At 73.6% G+C, this 18161-nt stretch carries 14 protein-coding genes; 6 read left to right on the forward strand and 8 right to left on the reverse strand.

What is annotated here, in order from left to right; all coding sequences use genetic code 11:
• Positions 1 to 135: 135 nt before the first annotated feature.
• Positions 136 to 2016, reverse strand: a complete 1881-nt coding sequence (locus ACN6LD_RS29655; RefSeq protein ID WP_319193321.1) for an ABC transporter ATP-binding protein — start codon at positions 2014 to 2016, stop codon at positions 136 to 138.
• Between the two features lie 243 nt (positions 2017 to 2259).
• Between ACN6LD_RS29655 and ACN6LD_RS29660 the strand changes: the two genes are divergently transcribed.
• Together ACN6LD_RS29660 and ACN6LD_RS29665 are read left to right on the forward strand one after the other, a co-directional pair.
• Positions 2260 to 3225 carry a lysylphosphatidylglycerol synthase transmembrane domain-containing protein gene (locus ACN6LD_RS29660; protein WP_319193298.1) on the forward strand — a complete coding sequence of 322 codons (966 nt, stop codon included), beginning with the start codon at positions 2260 to 2262 and terminating at the stop codon, positions 3223 to 3225.
• Between the two features lie 357 nt (positions 3226 to 3582).
• Positions 3583 to 4680, forward strand: coding sequence for a mechanosensitive ion channel family protein (locus ACN6LD_RS29665; RefSeq protein WP_319193297.1), 1098 nt, complete (start codon positions 3583 to 3585; stop codon positions 4678 to 4680).
• Between the two features lie 15 nt (positions 4681 to 4695).
• Here the strand turns inward: ACN6LD_RS29665 and ACN6LD_RS29670 are convergent, their stop codons facing one another.
• Positions 4696 to 6243: a M1 family metallopeptidase gene (locus ACN6LD_RS29670; RefSeq protein ID WP_445044809.1), complete on the reverse strand. Its 1548-nt coding sequence runs from the start codon at positions 6241 to 6243 to the stop codon at positions 4696 to 4698.
• A gap of 208 nt (positions 6244 to 6451) precedes the next feature.
• On the opposite strand from ACN6LD_RS29670, the gene ACN6LD_RS29675 reads away from it, so the two are divergent.
• Positions 6452 to 8671 carry an NADP-dependent isocitrate dehydrogenase gene (locus ACN6LD_RS29675; RefSeq protein WP_445044810.1) on the forward strand — a complete coding sequence of 740 codons (2220 nt, stop codon included), beginning with the start codon at positions 6452 to 6454 and terminating at the stop codon, positions 8669 to 8671.
• Between the two features lie 94 nt (positions 8672 to 8765).
• Here the strand turns inward: ACN6LD_RS29675 and ACN6LD_RS29680 are convergent, their stop codons facing one another.
• Positions 8766 to 9107 (reverse strand): DUF5713 family protein, encoded by a 342-nt coding sequence (locus ACN6LD_RS29680; protein WP_319193291.1) that lies wholly within the window; start codon positions 9105 to 9107, stop codon positions 8766 to 8768.
• An 86-nt stretch (positions 9108 to 9193) separates the two neighbouring features.
• Between ACN6LD_RS29680 and ACN6LD_RS29685 the strand changes: the two genes are divergently transcribed.
• The gene (locus ACN6LD_RS29685) at positions 9194 to 9994 is read left to right on the forward strand and encodes an N-formylglutamate amidohydrolase (protein ID WP_319193289.1); all 801 of its coding nucleotides are present in this window, start codon (positions 9194 to 9196) and stop codon (positions 9992 to 9994) included.
• Positions 9995 to 10106: 112 nt separating this feature from the next.
• Here the strand turns inward: ACN6LD_RS29685 and ACN6LD_RS29690 are convergent, their stop codons facing one another.
• From ACN6LD_RS29690 to ACN6LD_RS29700, 3 genes are read right to left on the reverse strand one after another with little or no spacing between them, the layout of a single operon-like run.
• A complete protein-coding gene (locus tag ACN6LD_RS29690) occupies positions 10107 to 10631 on the reverse strand; it encodes a hypothetical protein (RefSeq protein WP_319197656.1) in 525 nt (174 codons plus the stop codon).
• Positions 10632 to 10636: 5 nt separating this feature from the next.
• Entirely contained in the window at positions 10637 to 11275 is a 639-nt protein-coding gene (locus tag ACN6LD_RS29695; RefSeq protein WP_445044811.1) for an RNA polymerase sigma factor, read from the reverse strand.
• A 7-nt stretch (positions 11276 to 11282) separates the two neighbouring features.
• Positions 11283 to 12704, reverse strand: a complete 1422-nt coding sequence (locus tag ACN6LD_RS29700; RefSeq protein ID WP_319197652.1) for a S8/S53 family peptidase — start codon at positions 12702 to 12704, stop codon at positions 11283 to 11285.
• Positions 12705 to 12864: 160 nt separating this feature from the next.
• On the opposite strand from ACN6LD_RS29700, the gene ACN6LD_RS29705 reads away from it, so the two are divergent.
• Positions 12865 to 15483, forward strand: coding sequence for a CHAT domain-containing protein (locus ACN6LD_RS29705; RefSeq protein WP_445044812.1), 2619 nt, complete (start codon positions 12865 to 12867; stop codon positions 15481 to 15483).
• Positions 15484 to 15706: 223 nt separating this feature from the next.
• On the opposite strand, the gene ACN6LD_RS29710 is transcribed toward ACN6LD_RS29705, so the two are convergent.
• A complete protein-coding gene (locus tag ACN6LD_RS29710) occupies positions 15707 to 16636 on the reverse strand; it encodes a carbohydrate kinase family protein (RefSeq protein ID WP_445044813.1) in 930 nt (309 codons plus the stop codon).
• Positions 16633 to 17319 carry a class II aldolase/adducin family protein gene (locus ACN6LD_RS29715; protein WP_445044814.1) on the reverse strand — a complete coding sequence of 229 codons (687 nt, stop codon included), beginning with the start codon at positions 17317 to 17319 and terminating at the stop codon, positions 16633 to 16635. Before ACN6LD_RS29715 ends, ACN6LD_RS29710 begins: the two co-directional genes overlap by 4 nt.
• A gap of 58 nt (positions 17320 to 17377) precedes the next feature.
• Between ACN6LD_RS29715 and ACN6LD_RS29720 the strand changes: the two genes are divergently transcribed.
• Entirely contained in the window at positions 17378 to 18028 is a 651-nt protein-coding gene (locus ACN6LD_RS29720; RefSeq protein ID WP_319194773.1) for a TetR/AcrR family transcriptional regulator, read from the forward strand.
• Positions 18029 to 18161 lie beyond the last annotated feature (133 nt).

The raw sequence follows: 18161 nt of genomic DNA on the forward strand, positions 1-18161 counted from the left end.
GGACCCCCGCCCCGGCCGGGCCCGCCGCCCGCGCGCGGCCGGGACGAGCCCGGGGCGGGCCCGGGGACGAGCCCGAGGACCGGCCCGGGGACGAGCCCAGAGGCGGCTGTCGCTCGCCGTCGCCTCACCGGCGTGTCACAGGACGACCGCCTCGGTCGCGGCGGGCTCGTCGAACTGGGTCCGGTACAGCTCCGCGTACCGCCCGCCGGCCGCCAGCAGCTGCTCGTGGTCGCCGCGCTCCACGACCCGGCCGGACTCGACGACGAGGATCAGGTCGGCGGCGCGGACGGTGGACAGCCGGTGCGCGATGACGACGGCGGTACGGTCGGCCAGCGCCTCCGCGAGGGCCTCCTGGACGGCCGCCTCGGAGGTGTTGTCGAGGTGGGCTGTGGCCTCGTCGAGGATGACGACGCGCTGTCCGGCCAGCAGCAGCCGGGCGATGGTCATGCGCTGGCGTTCGCCGCCGGAGAGCCGGTAGCCGCGTTCGCCGACGACGGTGTCGAGGCCGTCGGGCAGGGAGCGCACGAGATCGTCGAGGCGGGAGCGGCGCAGCGCGTCCCACAGGTCGTCCTCGGTGGCCGACGGGCGGGCGAGCAGGAGGTTGGCCCGGACGGTGTCGTGGAACAGGTGGCCGTCCTGGGTGACCATGCCGAGGGTCGCCCGCAGGGTGCTCGCGCTCAGGTCGCGCACGTCCACGCCGCCGATGCGGACGGCGCCCTCGTCGACGTCGTAGAGGCGCGGCAGGAGTTGGGCGATCGTCGACTTGCCGGCGCCGGAGGAGCCGACGAGGGCGATGGTCTGTCCGGGGTCGGCGCGGAAGGAGACGCCGTGCAGGACCTCGGCGCCGCCGCGGGAGTCCAGGACGGCGACCTCCTCCAGAGAGGCGAGGGAGACCTTGTCGGCGGACGGGTAGCCGAAGCGGACGTCGTCGAACTCGACGGAGACCGGGCCCTCGGGCACCTCGCGGGCGTCGGGCTTCTCCTCGATCAGCGGCTTCAGGTCGAGCACCTCGAAGACCCGCTCGAAGCTGACCAGGGCGCTCATCGCCTCGACCCGGGCCCCGGCGAGCGAGGTGAGCGGGGCGTAGAGGCGGGTCAGCAGCAGGGCGAGGGCGACGACGGCTCCCGGTTCCAGGGAGCCCTTCAGCGCGAGGTGACCGCCGAGGCCGTAGACCAGGGCGAGGGCCAGCGCGGAGACGAGGGTCAGGGCGGTCATGAACACCGACTGGGCGGTGGCGGTGCGGACGCCGATGTCGCGCACCCGGGCCGCGCGGGCCGCGAACTCGGCCGACTCCTCCTCGGGGCGGCCGAACAGCTTGACCAGCGTGGCGCCGGGGGCGGAGAACCGCTCGGTCATCCGGGTGCCCATCGACGCGTTGAGCGCGGCCGCCTCCCGCTGCATGCCGGCCATCCGCCTGCCCATCCGCCGCGCCGGGATCACGAACACCGGCAGCAGGACCAGCGCGAGCAGCGTGACCTGCCAGGAGAGCGTGAGCATGACAGCCAGGGTGAGCACCAGGGTGACCAGGTTGGAGACCACTCCGGAGAGCGTGTTGCTGAACGCGCGCTGCGCTCCGATGACGTCGTTGTTGAGTCGGGAGACGAGCGCTCCCGTACGGGTACGTGTGAAGAACGCGACCGGCATCCGCTGCACATGATCGAACACAGCCGTGCGCAGATCGAGGATGAGCCCCTCCCCGAGCGTCGCCGACAGCCTCCTGCCCAGGACGCCGAGCGCCGCCTCCAGCACCGCGATGCCCGCGATGAGCAGCGCCAGCCGCACGACGGTGCCCGGGTCGCCGTGCGACACGATCGCGTCGACGACCTTCCCTGCGAGGACGGGGGTGGCGACGGCCAGCAGCGCGGTCAGCACCCCCAGTACGACGAACAGCGCGATGCGGCGGCGGTGCGGTCGGGCGAACACGCCGATGCGGCGCAGTGTCGCACGGTCGAAGGGGCGGCGTTCCTGTTGGCTGTTCATGACGCTGTACAGCTGCGTCATGGCGATCGCGTCCATGCTCATGGGACCGACCGTAGAACCTCAAGCATTATTGAGGTCAAGTCCTTTCCGACGTCCACCCGTAGGAACGTCTCCGGCACCGTCGGGGGCGACGACACGAAGGCCGCTTGTCCGAAGGCCCCCGGCCCGGGCGCCCCACGCACGACGCCCCCGAACACGAAGGCCCCGATGACCGTGAGCAATGTTCCGTCCACGCTGGTGAAACCGGCGGTTGGCCCCGCCCGGGAACCCTCGGCAGGTGTGACAGCGGTTCCTCTCGCCCCCGGCGGAGCGGCCCGGCGGCTGCCGGTGCGTCAGCTCCTGTGTCTGCTTCCGCTCCTGCTGGTCACCGTCGTCGCGGTGCGGCACCGGTCCGTACTCGCCGACGGGGTGGCGCAGTTGCGCGGCGCCGAGTGGCCCTGGCTGCTGGCCGCGGTCGGCGCGACCTGTCTGACCTGGGTGGCGGCGGCCGTCACCCGGCAGGGCGCGGTCGTGCAGCGGCTGCCCGGACGGCGGCTGCTGGCCACGCAGTTCGCGGCGGGCGCGGCCAACCACCTGCTGCCGACGGGGCTGGGCGCGAGCGCGGTCAACCTGCGGTTCATGTCGGTGTGCGGGGTTCCGCTGGCCCGCTCCTCGGCGGCCCTCGCGCTGTATCTGCTGGCGGAGGGCGTGGCCCGGGTGGGCCTGCTGACCGCGCTGCTGCTCGCCTTCCCCGAAGCGCTGCGGCTCGGCCCCCTGCTGCCCGGCGGGTCGTTCGGCCCGCTGCTCGCCGCCCTCGCGACGGTGTCGCTGGTCGCGGCGGGCGCGCTCGCCTGCGTGCGACGGCTGCGGTCGGCGGTGTGCTCGTTCCTGCGGACCGCGCTCGGCGAGGCGCGTTCGGTGCACTCCCGGCCCGCCCGGGCGCTCGCGCTGTGGGGCGGCTCGCTGGCGTTCCCGCTGCTGCAGGCGGCCGGCTTCGCCGCCGTGGGACAGGCGCTGCACCTGCCGGTGCCCGCGGCGCACATGGCGGTCGCGTACGTGGCGGCCACGGTGGCCGTCGCGCTGGTGCCGACGCCGGGCGGGATCGGCTCGGTGGAGGCGGCGCTGGTGGTGGCGCTGGTGGCGGCCGGCGGGCCGGTGGCGGTCGCCACCGCCGTGGTCCTCGGCTACCGCATCATCACCGTGTGGCTGCCGCTGGTGCCGGGCGCGCTGACGCTCGCGGCGCTGGTACGCATGAAGATCGTCTGATCCGGTCGCCGACGTCGGCCTGCCGCACCCCCGCGCACACCGTCGCGGGGCCGGCGCGTCCGCGCGCCGGGGCGTTTTCGGCCGTCCGTGACCGCGGGCCCGTCCTGCTCCCCCTCGGCACCTCCCGGCTCCGGCCGCACGCCTCGCCGGAGCGGCGCGATCTCGCCGGCGCGACCGGATCCGCCGGTACGAACTGCCGTGCCGGATACGGCAGGATGAGCGGTCGCGCCCCGGGCGCCCGACCGGGCGGGGGCGCCATCGCACATCCCGGAACCGAACAGGTGACATCGTGACGAGACTTCACATCCGGCCGTCGGCTGCCGCGTCGGCCGCGGATCGACTTCCCGGAGGTGACCGGTGAACCGCGCACTGACCCTCGACGACGGCGTCCTCGCCGGAATCGCCCTGGCCACCGGTCTGTTGACGGCCTTCCTGTCGCGCACCGTGCTGCGCTGGCTGGCGAAGCACGCCAAGCGCACCAAGTGGAGCGGCGACGACGTCGTCGTGGACGCGCTGCGCACCGTCGTGCCGTGGGCGGCGATCGCCGGCGGCGCGGCGGCCGCGGCCGCGGTGCTGCCGCTGACCAAGGCGGTCCAGCACACCGTCAACCAGTGCCTGACGGTGCTGCTGATCTTCGTGGTGACGGTGTCGGCGGCGCGGGTCGTTGCCGGACTGGTGCAGTCGGTGACGTCGTCGCGCTCGGGAGTCGCCGGGTCGGCCACCATCTTCGTGAACATCACCCGGATCCTGGTCCTGGCGATCGGCTTCCTGGTGATGCTGCAGACGCTGGGCATCTCCATAGCGCCCCTGCTCACCGCCCTCGGTGTCGGTGGTCTGGCGGTCGCGCTCGCCCTGCAGGACACCCTCGCGAACCTCTTCGCGGGCATCCACATCCTCGCCTCCAAGACCGTCCAGCGCGGCGACTACATCAAGCTGAGCAGCGGCGAGGAGGGCTACGTCGAGGACATCAACTGGCGTCAGACGACCGTGCGCGCGCTCTCCAACAACCTGGTCGTCATCCCCAACGGCCAGCTCGCCAAGACGAACATGACCAACTACATGCGTCCCGAGCAGCAGTTGACGGTCCTGGTGCAGGTGGGCGTGGCCTACGACAGCGACCTGGAGCACGTGGAGCAGGTGACGTCGGAGGTCATCGCGGAGGTCATGACGGGAGTGGACGGCGCCCTGCCCGAACACGAGCCCGCGATCCGCTTCCACACCTTCGGCGACTCGCGGATCGGCTTCACCGTGATCCTGGGCGTCGGCGAGTTCAGCGACCAGTACCGGATCAAGCACGAGTTCATCAAGCGGCTGCACCGCCGTTACCGCGAGGAGGGCATCCGGATTCCGGCGCCGGCCCGCACGGTGGCGTTGCAGTCGGGCGCCGTCGTCATCCCGCAGCAGCGGACCGGCGAGGGGGTCGTGCAGGGCGAGATGCCCGCCCTGCACGACTGACGGCGCTCACTCGGGTCAGAGCGTGGCCGAGTTCTCGTGCCACCGCGCGTCCGCCCGCCGGCGCGGCGCGGTGAGGGACGGCGGCACCGGGGTGACCGTCCAGTCGGGGTGACCGGGCATCCTCGGGGTCGTCGTGCCGTACAGCCAGTCGCGCAGGAAGCCGGAGACGTCCTGCCCGCCGACGTGGGAGGCGACGGCGATGTAGTCCTCCGTCGACGCCGAGGAGTCGCGGTACCGGGCGAGGAAGGCCCGCTCGACCGCGTGGAAGGCGTCCTCGCCGATGAGCTGGCGCAGCGCGTACAGGACGAGGACGCCGCCCAGGTAGCGCTGGCTGTCGAAGAGGTTGGCCGCGTTCGGCGCGGCGACCGGGCCGGAGGACTTGCGCCACTGGTCGCCGCGCGCGTAGGTGTCCTTCATCCGGGCCTCGAACGTGGTCAGCCCCAGGGAGTCCGCCCAGCCGCGCTCGTAGCGGTAGAGCAGCCCGTAGAAGTCGGCGTGGCCCTCGTTGATCCACAGGTCGGCCCAGGTGGCGGGGCTGACGCTGTTGCCGAAGTAGGAGTGGACCAGCTCGTGCATCATGTGCGAGCCGATCTTCGGCTCCGCCTGCAGCAGGAAGTTCGGCTTGTAGAGGGTGAGGGTCTGGGTCTCGAGGCCGGTGAAGTCGAAGGCGTTCGGGGCGTCGGAGTTGCAGGGCAGCAGTCCGTACGTCTCGAAGGGGTAGGCGCCCAGCCGCGCCTCGAGCCACTCGACGAGGCCCGGGGTGAGGGCGAGCGCCGGCTCCAGGGCCTCGGCGCGGGCGACCGGCACGACATCGCGCAGGCGCAGCCCGTGCGGCCCCTGGCGCTCCTTGACGACGTAGTCGCCGACCGTGATCTGCACCAGCTCGGTGGCGATCGGCGAGCGGGAGCGGTAGGTGTACGCGGTCCGGTCGCCGGCCAGGTCCTCGGTGCACACCAGCGAGCCGTTCGCGACGGCGCGCAGGGCGGCGGGCACGGTGATGCGGAAGGTGAAGTCCGCCTTGTCCGACGGGTGGTCGTTGCAGGGGAACACGGTGTGCGCGGAGTCCGGCTGGGGGCATATCGCGAACCCGTCCGGGGTGGGGACCCAGGCGGTGTGCGCGAGGGTGCGCCGCGGGTCGGCCGTGTACGTCACGCACACCGTGACGCGCTGCCGTGCGCGCAGCGGCCGGGCGGGCGTGATCCGCAGCTTCTCGTCCGCCTGCTCGAAGGCGGCGGTGCGGCCGTCGACCCGGACCGTGCGTATGTCGAGGCCGAGGGAGTCGAGGGAGAACCGGGTGAGGTCCTGGGCGGTGCGCAGGTCCAGGGTGGCCGTGGCGTCGACGAGGGTGGTCGTCGCGTCGTAGGCGACGTCGAGGTGGTAGGCGGCGACGCGGTAGCCGCCGTTGCCCAGGTTCGGGAAGACGGGGTCCGCGAGCGTCTCGGGGGCGGGGGCGGGCGCGTCGTCGGGCTTCCCGTCCGCGTGAGCCGTGGTTCCCCCGGCCAGGACTGCTGCCGTGCCGATCAGGGCGGCCGCCGGGGCCGTCACTCTGCTGCGATATCTCATGGTCCGCTTTCGCTCGGGCGGCCGGGTGGTCGGTCCGGCCGTCGGATCAGGTCGAGGATCTACCTGGTTGACCGCGGAAACGGCCGTTTCGGTTGCATCCGGCGGACACCTGGGCCGTCCCGGATGTGAGGAGACCCCTGTCGAGCCGAACCCGAGCACGAGATATCTTGATGTCGAGCAATGTTGCAGACGTGGAGCGGAGCACCCGGTGACTGACTCGACCATCATCTATACGCACACTGACGAGGCCCCGGCCCTGGCGACGTATTCCTTCCTGCCGGTGGTCCAGGCGTACGCCTCGCAGGCGGGTGTCGCGGTCCAGACGCGGGACATCTCGCTGGCCGGACGCATCATCGCCGTGTTCCCGGAGTACCTGACCGAGGACCAGCGGATCCCGGACGCGCTGACCGAGCTCGGCGAGCTGGCGAAGACGCCCGAGGCCAACATCATCAAGCTGCCCAACATCTCGGCGTCGATCCCGCAGCTCAAGGCCGCGGTGGCTGAGCTGCAGGCCCAGGGCTACGCGCTGCCGGCCTACCCGGACGACCCGAAGACCGACGAGGAGCGGGACATCCAGGCCCGCTACGACAAGGTCAAGGGCTCCGCCGTGAACCCGGTCCTGCGCGAGGGCAACTCCGACCGCCGCGCGCCCGCGTCGGTCAAGAAGTACGCCAAGACCCACCCGCACCGCATGGGCGCCTGGTCGTCGGACTCCAAGACCAACGTCGCGACCATGGGCGAGAACGACTTCCGCTCCACCGAGAAGTCCGTGGTGATCCCCGAGGCCGGTTCGGTGCGGATCGAGCTGGTCGCCGAGGACGGCTCCACCACGGTCCTGCGCGAGTCGGTACCGGTCCTCGAGGGCGAGGTCGTCGACGCCTCCGTGATGCGCGTGGCCGCGCTGCGCGAGTTCCTCACCGCGCAGATCGCCCGCGCCAAGGCCGAGGGCGTGCTCTTCTCGGTGCACCTGAAGGCCACGATGATGAAGGTCTCCGACCCGATCGTCTTCGGCCACGTGGTGCGCGCGTTCTTCCCGAAGACCTTCGCGCAGTACGGCGCGACGCTGGCCGCGGCCGGCCTCACCCCCAACGACGGCCTCGGCGGCATCCTCAAGGGCCTGGAGGCCCTGCCCGAGGGCGACGCGGTCAAGGCCTCCTTCGAGGCCGAGCTCGCCGAGGGCCCGGCCCTCGCGATGGTCGACTCCGACAAGGGCATCACCAACCTGCACGTGCCGTCCGACGTCATCGTCGACGCGTCGATGCCGGCCATGATCCGCACCTCCGGCCACATGTGGGGCCCCGACGGCCAGGAGGCCGACACCCTCGCGGTCCTGCCGGACTCCTCCTACTCCGGCGTCTACCAGGCCGTGCTCGACGACTGCCGTGCGCACGGCGCGTACGACCCGTCGACCATGGGCTCCGTCCCGAACGTCGGCCTCATGGCGCAGAAGGCCGAGGAGTACGGCTCGCACGACAAGACCTTCGAGATCAAGGCCGCCGGCACGGTCCGTCTGGTCGACGGGGCCGGCAACGTCCTCATCGAGCAGCCGGTCGCCGAGGGCGACGTCTTCCGCGCCTGCCAGACCAAGGACGCGCCGATCCGGGACTGGGTGAAGCTGGCCGTCACCCGCGCCCGCGCCACCGGCGACCCGGCCGTGTTCTGGCTGGACGAGACCCGCGCGCACGACGCCAACCTCATCGCCAAGGTCAACGCCTACCTGGCGGACCACGACACCGAGGGCCTGGACATCCGCATCCTCGCCCCGGTCGACGCCACGAAGCTGTCGGTGGAGCGCATCCGCCGCGGCGAGAACACCATCTCGGTGACCGGCAACGTGCTGCGCGACTACCTGACCGACCTCTTCCCCATCCTGGAGCTGGGCACCAGCGCCAAGATGCTGTCGGTCGTCCCGCTGATGGCGGGCGGCGGCCTGTTCGAGACGGGTGCCGGCGGCTCCGCGCCCAAGCACGTCCAGCAGCTGGTCAAGGAGAACTACCTGCGCTGGGACTCCCTGGGCGAGTTCTTCGCGCTCGTGCCCTCCCTCGAGCAGTTCGCGACGGCCACCGGCAACACCCGCGCCAAGGTCCTCGCCGACGCCCTCGACCGCGCCACGGCGACCTTCCTCAACGAGGACAAGTCCCCGACCCGTCGCGTCGGCGGCATCGACAACCGCGGCAGCCACTTCTTCCTGTCCCTGTACTGGGCGCAGGAGCTGGCCGCGCAGACCGACGACGCCGACCTGGCGAAGGTGTTCGCGCCGCTCGCCGAGACGCTGGCCGCGGCCGAGCAGACGATCGTCGGCGAGCTGATCGCCGCGCAGGGCGAGCCGGCCGACATCGGCGGCTACTACCAGCCCGACCCGGCCAAGGCGGCGGCGGTCATGCGCCCGTCGGCCACCTGGAACGAGGCCCTCGCCTCGCTGAGCTGACGCACGCGGCCCGGCGCCGCACCCGTACGGCGCCACCGCGCCCCGACCGGCACCGACCGGCCGGGGCGCGGCGCGTTTGCCGCCCGGCCCGGTGTCACCAGTCCCGGGTGGCGATCAGCTCCTCCACGTCGGCGTCCGCGTAGCCGTAGGCCCGGGCGACGAACCAGAAGTCCCCGGCTATCTCCTCCCGGGCCACGGTCTCGATCTCGCTGCCGGCCTCCCAGAAGGCGTCCTGCAGGGCGTTGAACTCCTCGGTGGCGGCATGGGTGAGGGCGTACAGCGCGTCGAGTCCGGCGGGCCGCTCGGCCTCGACCCGCTCGCACAGCCGCAGCAGGATCTCCCTGCCCCGGTCCACCAGGTGATCCGGGTAATAGCCGTCCCGGTACAGCCCTTTCAGGAACACGTGCTCTGCCACTTGCTCGTTCGTCGCCGCCATGCCGCTCCCCCGCTCGGTTCCCCGCCATGTTGTGATGGCGTCCTTGATCGTGCACCACACCACTGACAACGCCCTGGAGCAGCCTCATGACCTCCGCCGTACCGTCCTTCGCGTGCCTTCCCGGCGCCGCCGGGTCGCCGGTGATCCTCCATGTGCCGCACTCGGCGCGGGAGATACCGGCCGAGGTGCGGGCGGGCATCGTGCTGGGCGACGGGGCGCTGGAGCGGGAGCTGGACCACATCACCGACGCGCACACCGCGCGGATCGCCGAGGAGGCGGCCCGGCGGGCGGGAGCGGCGCCCTGGCGGTTCGTGAACGGGCTGTCGCGCCTGGTCGTCGACCCGGAGCGGTTCCCCGACGAGCGGGAGGAGATGCGGGCCGTCGGCATGGGAGCCGTCTACACCCGGACCACGCACCTCGAGCCGCTGCGGCCCGAGGACACCGACCCCGAGCCGCTGCTCGCCCGCTACTTTCGGCCGTACGCCCGGGCGATGGCCGACGCCGTCGGCGAACGGCTCGCCGCCGTCGGACGGGTCGTCGTCATCGACGTGCACTCGTATCCCGCCGCGCCGCTCCCCTACGAGCTGCACGGCGAGGGGCCGCGGCCGGCGGTGTGCCTGGGCACCGACGGCTTCCACACCCCGCCGGAGCTGGCGGCGGCCGCGCGGGCGGCGTTCGGGGAGATCGGCGACACGGGCCTCGACAGCCCGTTCGCGGGGACGTACGTACCGCTCGAGTACTACGGGAAGGACCCCCGGGTGAGCGCGCTGATGGTGGAGATCCGCCGGGACACGTACATGAGCGAGCCGGGCGGCCCGGCAGCCGGCCCGGGACTCACCCGGCTCGCGTCGGCGCTGGCGGCTCTCGTGGACGCCGTCACCGGCTGAGCGCCATCGACCGCGTGTCACCGGCCGGCCGCCCCGCCCGACCCCCGTCCTGCCGACCCGCCCCGCCCGACCCCCGTCCTGCCCCGCCCGACCCGTCCGGGGGGCGAAGGCCTCAGGCGCGCAGCCACTCCGTGACGACCACGTCCCCGCCGGTCCGCAGCCGCAGTGCGAACGGGCCGGCGGGCGGTGCGGCGCAGGCGAAGCGGCCCAGGTCGTCGGCGGTGAGCGCGGCGCCGGCCCGGGGACCGTGCAGGACCTCGATCGACGCGGGCTGCGGCGGCAGCAACTGCCCCAGCAGCCCGTCCTCGGTCACCTCGACGTCGACCGTGAGCCCACCGGAGTGGAACGTCAGCATCCGCGGCACGTCCGCCGCCCCCCGCACCGGGACGGCGTCGACCAGCGAGTCGAAGGTCAGCTCAGCGATCCGCGCGTCCAGGTCGTGCAGCGCGTAGGCCTCCACGGCGGCCCGCCGCAGCTCGGCCGGCACCGGGTCCAGGACGGCGGCGGCGTCGCGGAGTTCCTCTTCCATCCGGTCGTGGTCGAGTTCCTCGTCGACGAAGGGGACGTCACCGAAGAAGTCGTCCGGCTCGCCGTCGTCCACGTGGTCCATGCCGTTCATGCCGTCGATGTCGCTCATAGCGTTCACAGAGCTCCCCGTGCGTCGAGTCGGGCGCGCAGCCGGCGCAGACACCGCTGGCGCATCGGGCCGATGCTGCCCACGGCGATGCCCAGGGCGGCCGACACCTCCTGGTAGCTGGGCGGCGGCGAGGCGATCAGCACCCGCAGCAGTTGCCTGCAGCGCTCGCCGAGCGCCTCGAACTCCTGCCACAGGAACCGCACGCGCTCGCCCTGTGCGGCCGCCTCCTCCGAGTCCAGCACCGACTGCTCGGGCGTGCGGTCCTCGCTGGCCCGGTCGAGCAGGTGCGGATCGTCGGTCGGGGTGATCCGGCGCAGACCCTTGATCACTTTCAGGCACTCGTTGCGGGCGGTGCTCGCGAGCCATGACCCCGCCTTGTGCGGCTCGCGGATGCGCCCGAGGTGCTGGGCGAAGCGGAACCAGACCGTCTGGTACACCTCGTGTCCGTCGGCGTCCGAGAGCCGGTGGGCGCGCACGACCGACCACACCAGTGGGCTCAGCCCGTCCACCAGCCCCTTCCAGGCCGCAGCGTCGCCGTCGACGGCGGACTGGACGAGCGCGCCGACCTCAGTACGGTCCACCGTCCCACCCCTCGTGTACGGCCTGTCATCGTACGCCGTGGCGGGGTGCGTCCCGGACCTCATGCGGCCCTCACGCGGGACCGACCGGGACCGGCCGCCAGGTGGGCGGCAGCAGGGCCGGCACATGGACGCCCCGCACCTCCGCGAACTCGGCGTTGCCTGCCAGTAGCTGGCGAGCCGCGGCCCGGGGGTCGGTCAGCCGGTTCGCGTTCATGTGGGCGGCGACGAGGCCCGCGGCCACGGGGGTCGCGAAGGACGTCCCGCTCCAGGACGCGAGCCCCTCGAACATCACCTGGTCCGGCTTGCCCGGCGCGGCCTGCTGCGCCTCGCTCAACACCCCGGTGTGGCGCGGGGATCGGCAGGTGCAGGAGTAGTCGAAGCCGTAACGGCAGGCGTCGTAGGTGGAGTGCTGGTAGACGTACGGGACGGGTGCGCCGAAGCCGGTGAAGGCGCTGACCAGCCGCTCGCCCGGGGCATAGGCCTTCACCCAGGGACCGTGGTTGCTGAAGCACGCGCCGAACGCGCCGTCGCCGCGCAGCGCGCCCACCGACAGGACCGCGTCGGCGTGTTCGGGCAGGGCGGCGTAGGCGGCGGGCCAGAACGGCGCCGCACTGGCGTTGTTGCCGGCGGCCGCGACCAACAGGGTGTGCCGCGAGCGGAGTTCGTCCATGAACGCGGCGACGCCGAGCAGACCGTCGGCACGGCCGTTGGAGGTGCCCGCGGAGAGGCTGAGGATGTCGGGCCAGCCGTCCTCGACGGCGTCGAAGAGTCTCTCGCCGAACTCCGACTCCAGGATCGCGCCCGCGTCGTCGAGCGTGCCGCGCACGGTGACGTCGGTGTTCGGCGCGACGGCCGCGACGAGGCCGGCGATGAACGTGCCGTGGCCGACGTACTGCTGGAGGACGCCGTCCTCGTCGGTCTCTCGGACCTGGAGGTCGCCCTGGGTGTGCGCCAGCAGCGGGTAGGAGCGGTAGTCGTGCGTGAGGCCGGTGTCGACGACGAGGACGCCGACGGCGCGCGCCGGGTCGTGGGCCGTCACCGCGGCGCCGGGGTTGGGCGGCCCGGTGCGCGGTGCGGGCACCGGCTCGTCGCCGGGGCAGGCGTTCACCGCGATCGACACCACGTGGTTGCGGCTGACCAGCCGGCGGCCCGCGCGCCCCTCCGTCTCCCGCAGCGCGCGCAACGCGCCCGCGACGGCGTGGTCGGCGGTACGGCCGCCCTCGCCCGGGTCGCCGACCCGGATACGGGTGATGCCCGACCGGTTGGCCTGCGGACCCGCACGGCGCACATGGTCCGGGACGAGGCCCTCGGTCGCGGTGAAGTGGGTGCGGACGGCGTCCTCGACGAGCTGGGCCTCCTCGCCGTCACGGGCCAGGACGACGCCCTTCTCGTAGATGAACTCGGCGGCGTCGTCCGGGCCCATCGCCAACGGGACGTCGGGCAGCGAACGCTGGATCTGGTCGAACTGCTCGTGGAAACGCTGCGGTGCCATGGCATGTCCTCCCCTGCAAGCCGGTGGTCGTCAGAGTGAGCCGCGAGGCGGCCGTCTGATACAGGTGGTGCGACGGCGGATGAGGGTGGTGCGGTTGCGGCGCGCGGCCCTTCGTCGCGAACCGGTGTGGTGTGCGGCCCTGAGCACTACCATCCCTGGGGTGACAGCGGGAAACGACTCGGTTCTCGAACTGCTGCCGATGGTCTTCGCCGCCCCGGGCGACGCGTTGTCGCGGGCGGAGGAGGTGCTCGAGACCGATCCGACGCCGTTGCACGCCTCGGTGGCGCACCAGGTCATCGGCATCTGGCAGCGGGACTGGGGGGACGTCCGTCTCGCCCTCGACCATCTGCGCCGCGCCCGGGACCTCGCGGCCCGCTCGGACTCGGCCGAGCGCGAGGCGGACGTCCTCGGCACGCTCGGCGTGGCGCTGGTGCACGCGGGCCGCACCCGGCAGGGGCTGGCCGCGTTCGAGCGGGGCGTCGCCCGCGGCACGGGCCACACCCGCGCGCGCGTCCTCTACCGGCGGGCCTACTCCCTGTGGGTGCTCGGCCGTCATCAGGAGGCGCTGGAGGACGTCCGCCGGGCGATACCGGTGCTGCGCCAGGCGGACGACGTCATCTGGACGGCGCGCGCCCGGACCCTGCGCGCGACCGTGCACCTGGCGCTCGGGGCGGTGGAGCGGGCCGAGGCGGACTTCGCGGCGGCCGAGGAGCTGTGGGACACCACCGGCCAGGAACACGACAAGGCGGACGCGGTGGAGAGCCGGGGGCTGGCCGCGTTCCACTCCGGGGACGTGCCGGCCGCGCTGCGGCTCCTCGACGAGGCCCAGGAGCGGTACGCCAAGCTCGGCACGCCGACGTTCATGCTCGCCATCCGGCGCTGCGAGGTCCTGATGGCGGCCGGCCTCGCCCCGGAGGCGCTGGCCGAGGCGGATTTCGCGATCGGCGTGCTCGACGGGATCGGCGGGCAGTCCACCCGCAAGGCGGAGCTGCTTCTGACGGCCGCGCGGGCGGCCCGGCTGGCGGACGATCCGGCGACGGCGATCGCCCGCGCGGCCGTCGCCGAGCGGCTCTTCGCGGGACAGCGGCGCACCTGGTGGGAGGCGCACGCGCGGCTGGTGCTGATCGAGGCCCGGACCGCCACCGGACGGAGGTCGGGCCGCCTGGTCGCGGACGCCGCCCGGCTCGCCGAGCGGCTGGCGGCCTTCCAGTCGCCCGCCGCGCCGGAGGCCTGGCTGCTGGCGGGCCGGATCGCGCTGGACCTCGGCTGGACCACGGACGCCGAGCGGTGTCTGCGGATCGCGGCGCGCAGCCGGCGCAGCGGCCCGCCGCTGGCCCGGGTGACGGGCTGGGCGGCCCAGGCGTTGTGGGCGCGGGCCACCGGCTCCGGACGGGGCGTGCTGGAGGCCTGCCGGCGCGGCCTCGACGTCCTCGACGACCACCGCACGACGCTGGGGGCCTCGGAACTACGGGCCCGCGCGAGCGCGCGGGGCGCGGAACTGGCGTCACTGGCCCAGCAGGTCAGCCTGGAGCGGGGCGGGCCGCGCCGGCTGCTGGCGTGGAGCGAGCGCTGGCGGGCCACGGCGTTGTCCACGCCGCCGATCCGGCCGCCTGCCGACCCGGCGCTGCTGAGCGGACTCACCGCGTTCCGGGTGATCGCCTCCCGTGCGGAGGCCGCCCGCAGGGACGGCCGGCCGGTCCCGGCCCTGGAACGCGAACAGCGGCGTCTGGAGCGGGAGATCCGCTCCCGGACCCTCCACATCCGCGGGGCCGCGCCCTGGGGCGGCGACCGGCTCGGCGGCGAACGGTTCGACGCCGGGCGGCTGCTGGACCGGCTCGGCGAGGGACGGCTGGTCGAACTGGCCGTGCTGGACGGGCGGGTGCAGGTCCTGCTGTGCGGGGGCGGGCGGGTGCGCCGGTTCGCGGGCGGCCTGCTGGCCGACGCGGAGCGCGAGGCCGAGCACGTTCAGGCCGGGCTGCGCCGGCTGGCCCATCCCGGCGCGGAGGGACGGCTGCCGGTGGTGGAGGCGATGGGACGGCGGCTGGAGGAGCTGCTGCTCGGCGAGGCGGCCGGGCGGCTGGGGACGGGCCCGCTCGTGGTGGTGCCGCCGGCCCGGTTGCACCGGGTGCCGTGGGCGCTGCTGCCCGCGCTGCGGGAGCGGGTGGTCAGCGTGTCGCCGTCGGCGAGCGGCTGGCTGCGGGCCCGGGAGACGGAACCGCCCACGGCCGGCCGGCAGGTCCTCGTGCGCGGGCCGGGGCTGGCCACCTGCGGGGCGGAGGTCCCGGAGGTCGCCGGGCGGTACGGCGCGCCCGTCGTGCTGGAGCACGAGGACGCCCGTGTGCCGCGCGTCCTCGCGGAGTTGGACGGGGCGGCGCTGGCGCACATCGCCGCGCACGGCACGTTCCGCGCCGACAGCCCCATGTTCTCCTCGCTGCGCATGGCGGACGGCCCGCTGATCGTCCACGACTTCGAACGGCTGGCCCGCAGTCCGTACCGGATCATCCTCTCCAGCTGCGACACCGCGCGGCTCGCCTCGGTCGGCGCGGACGAACTCCTCGGTCTGGTCACGGCATTGCTGCCGCTGGGCACGGCGGGCGTCGTCGCGAGCAGCGCACCGGTCAACGACGCGGCGGTCGTTCCCCTGATGCTGGCCCTGCACGAGGGCCTGCGACACGGGCGCTCCCTCGCCGAGGCCCTGCGGGATGCACGGGCCGCGCTCCCGGGAGACGCCCTGCACCAGGCGACGGGCTGGGCGTTCACGGCGTTCGGCGCCGCGTGATCCGGCCCGCGCCGCGTGCACACGCCCGCCGCGTGCACACGCCTCCGCGTCAGGCCGGTTGCTCCTGGAGGTCGCGGCTTCGCCCAGGTCCGCCCCTCCCCCGTCCGCGCCGCCTCGGCCCGCACCGCCTCGGTCCGCGCCGCCCCGTTGCGACCCGCCCGGTTCGTCCGGCCCCGCTCGGTGCGTCCCTCCTCGACGTGGTCGGCGCTCCCGGGCGGTCAGCTCACTGGCGGGGTTTCTGCGTCGCGGCGAACGCGTCGGCGGCGGCGAGGTCGAAGTCGCCGTGGTCGCTGCCGAGTCCCTGGGCGACGAGTGCGGCGGCGGCGCTGCCGAGGACGGCGGCGTCGCCCGGCGTACGGCCCAGGCTGACTCCCCGGAGGTAGCCCGCGGAGAACGCGTCGCCGCATCCGGTGGTGTCGACGACGTCGATCGCGAAGGCGGGCACCGGCTCCGCGCCGTCCGCCGTCACCACGAGAGCGCCGTCCCCGCCGCGCGTGACGGCGACGACGCCCACGCCCGCGGCGAGCAGCTTCCGGGCGCCCGTGAGCAGGTCGCTCTCGCCGGTGAAGCCGAGGACCTGGTCCTCGTTGGGCAGCAGATGGTCGACGTACGGCAGGGCCGCCTCGATCTGCTCGAAGCTGCCGAGGACGCCGGGGGCGAGCAGGTCCACGGAGGTCACGACGCCGTGTTCCCTGGCGTAGGACAGGATGCGCGCCGCCGAGTCGACGCCGATCAGCTCCGGGCCGCCGAGGTGCAGATGGGTCGCCTCGGCGAGGGCGTCCCAGGGGACGTCGTCGGGGCCGTACGTGATGTTCGCGCCGAGCAGGTGCAGCGAGGGACGGTCGCCGTTGGACCGGATCGGCAGGACGCTCGCGGAGGTGGCGGTGTCGGTGCGGCGGACCAGGAACCCGGTGTCGACGCCGCCCCTGTTCAGCAGCTGGATCAGCATGTCCCCGGTCGGGTCGGAGCCGACGGCGCCCGCGGTGCGCACCTCGGCGCCGAGTTTGGCGAGGGTGAGCGCGGTGCCGCCGGCGGTTCCGGCGGCCGTCATCCGGATGTCGTCCACCAGGGTCGCGCCCTGGCCCTCGGGTATCTCCTGCACCGGCCGCACCAGTACGTCGAGTACGTGCACGCCCATCGTGACGACCTTCATCGGGCTTCCTCCTGCGCGGGTGGAACGGGTTGGGTGGCGCCGTAGTTCCGGGCGATCGCGGCCTCGACGACCGCGAGCTGCTGCTGTTCGTCGAGGACGCGCGGGCGGCCCATGGCGGCCGCGCGCTGGTAGACGCCGCAGGCCCATTCGAGGAGCAGCGCGTTCTCGACGGCCTTGCCCAGGGTCGGGGCGTGGGTGAGCGCGCCGTGGTTGGCCATCAGGGCGGCGCTGCGGCCGTCGAGCGCGGTGAGCACGGACTCGGCGAGTTCGGGCGTGCCGAACGTGGCGTAGGGCGCGACCCGCACCGTGCCGCCGAGGGCGAGCAACTGGTAGTGGATGCAGGGAAGTTCGTCGAGCACACAGGAGACGGCGGTGGCCATCGGGGCGTGCGTGTGGACGACCGCGCCGGCTCCGTAGCGACGGTAGACGCCGAGGTGCAGCTCCAGTTCCGAGGTCGGCCGCAGGTCCCCGGTCACGATGTCGCCGTTCAGGTCCACCACGGTCACCTGGTCAGGGGTGAGGTCGGCGAGTACGGCGCCGGTCGCGGTGATCGCGACACGGTCCTCGACGCGTACGCTCACGTTCCCTGCCGTGCCGATGAGGAGGCCTTCGGCCCCCAGACGCCGGCAGGCATCCGCCACGGCGGTCCGCTCGCGGCCCGGCGTCGCGCTTGAGGCGGTCATGGGCGCGAAGGTAGCGTAAACGTGAAACAAAGTCACGTTCAGATTTGGAGGCAGTTCCTTGGTCCAGGCGACCGCGGGTCCCGACGGCGGCGTTCCCCTGCGCCGTACCCCCCGGCAGGCGCGCAGCAGGGCACGTCTGGCGCTGATGCTCGAGGCCGCCGAGCGCATCCTGGTGGACGAGGGCGTCGAGGCGCTCACCACCACCCGGGTCGCGGCCGAGGCGAAGGTGTCGGTCGGCTCGCTGTACCAGTACCTCCCCGACCGGAACGCGATCATCGACGCTCTCGCGACCGGGTACTTCGCCCGTCTGGAGGGCGTCATGGACGACCTGGTCCGGGCGGCGGCGCAGGAGCGGTGGGACGACCCGGTGGGCGTCCTGGTCGACACGTATGCCGAGGTGTACCGGACCGAGCACGGCTTTCGCGCGCTGTGGTTCGGCAGCGGGCTGACCGAGCGGACCCGGGCCGCCGACCGCGAGCACAAGGGCCGGATGGCCGACGGGATCCGCCGCGTCCTGCGCGCCCTGGGCGTGGCCGGCGACGACGAGGCCCTGGCCAGGGCGGGCCACGCCGCGATCCTCGCCGCCGACGCCCTCGCCCAGGAGGCGTTCCGCCGCGCCCCGGAGGGGGACGCGCTCCTGCTCGACGAGGCGAAGACGATGCTGCGCGCCTACCTCACGGAGATCACCGCACGACACGGCGGGGCGTGACGACGCCGGGGGACGTCACCCGGTTTACGAGGTCGACACGGCGCTCCCGGGCGGGCACCCGGTGGACGCCGCGCTCTCGTGACATGGCCGAGGCCCCGTCCCGGCGAAGGAGGACGGGGCTTTCGGCCCGCTC

The sequence above is a fragment of the Streptomyces sp. SAS_272 genome, from assembly GCF_052543235.1.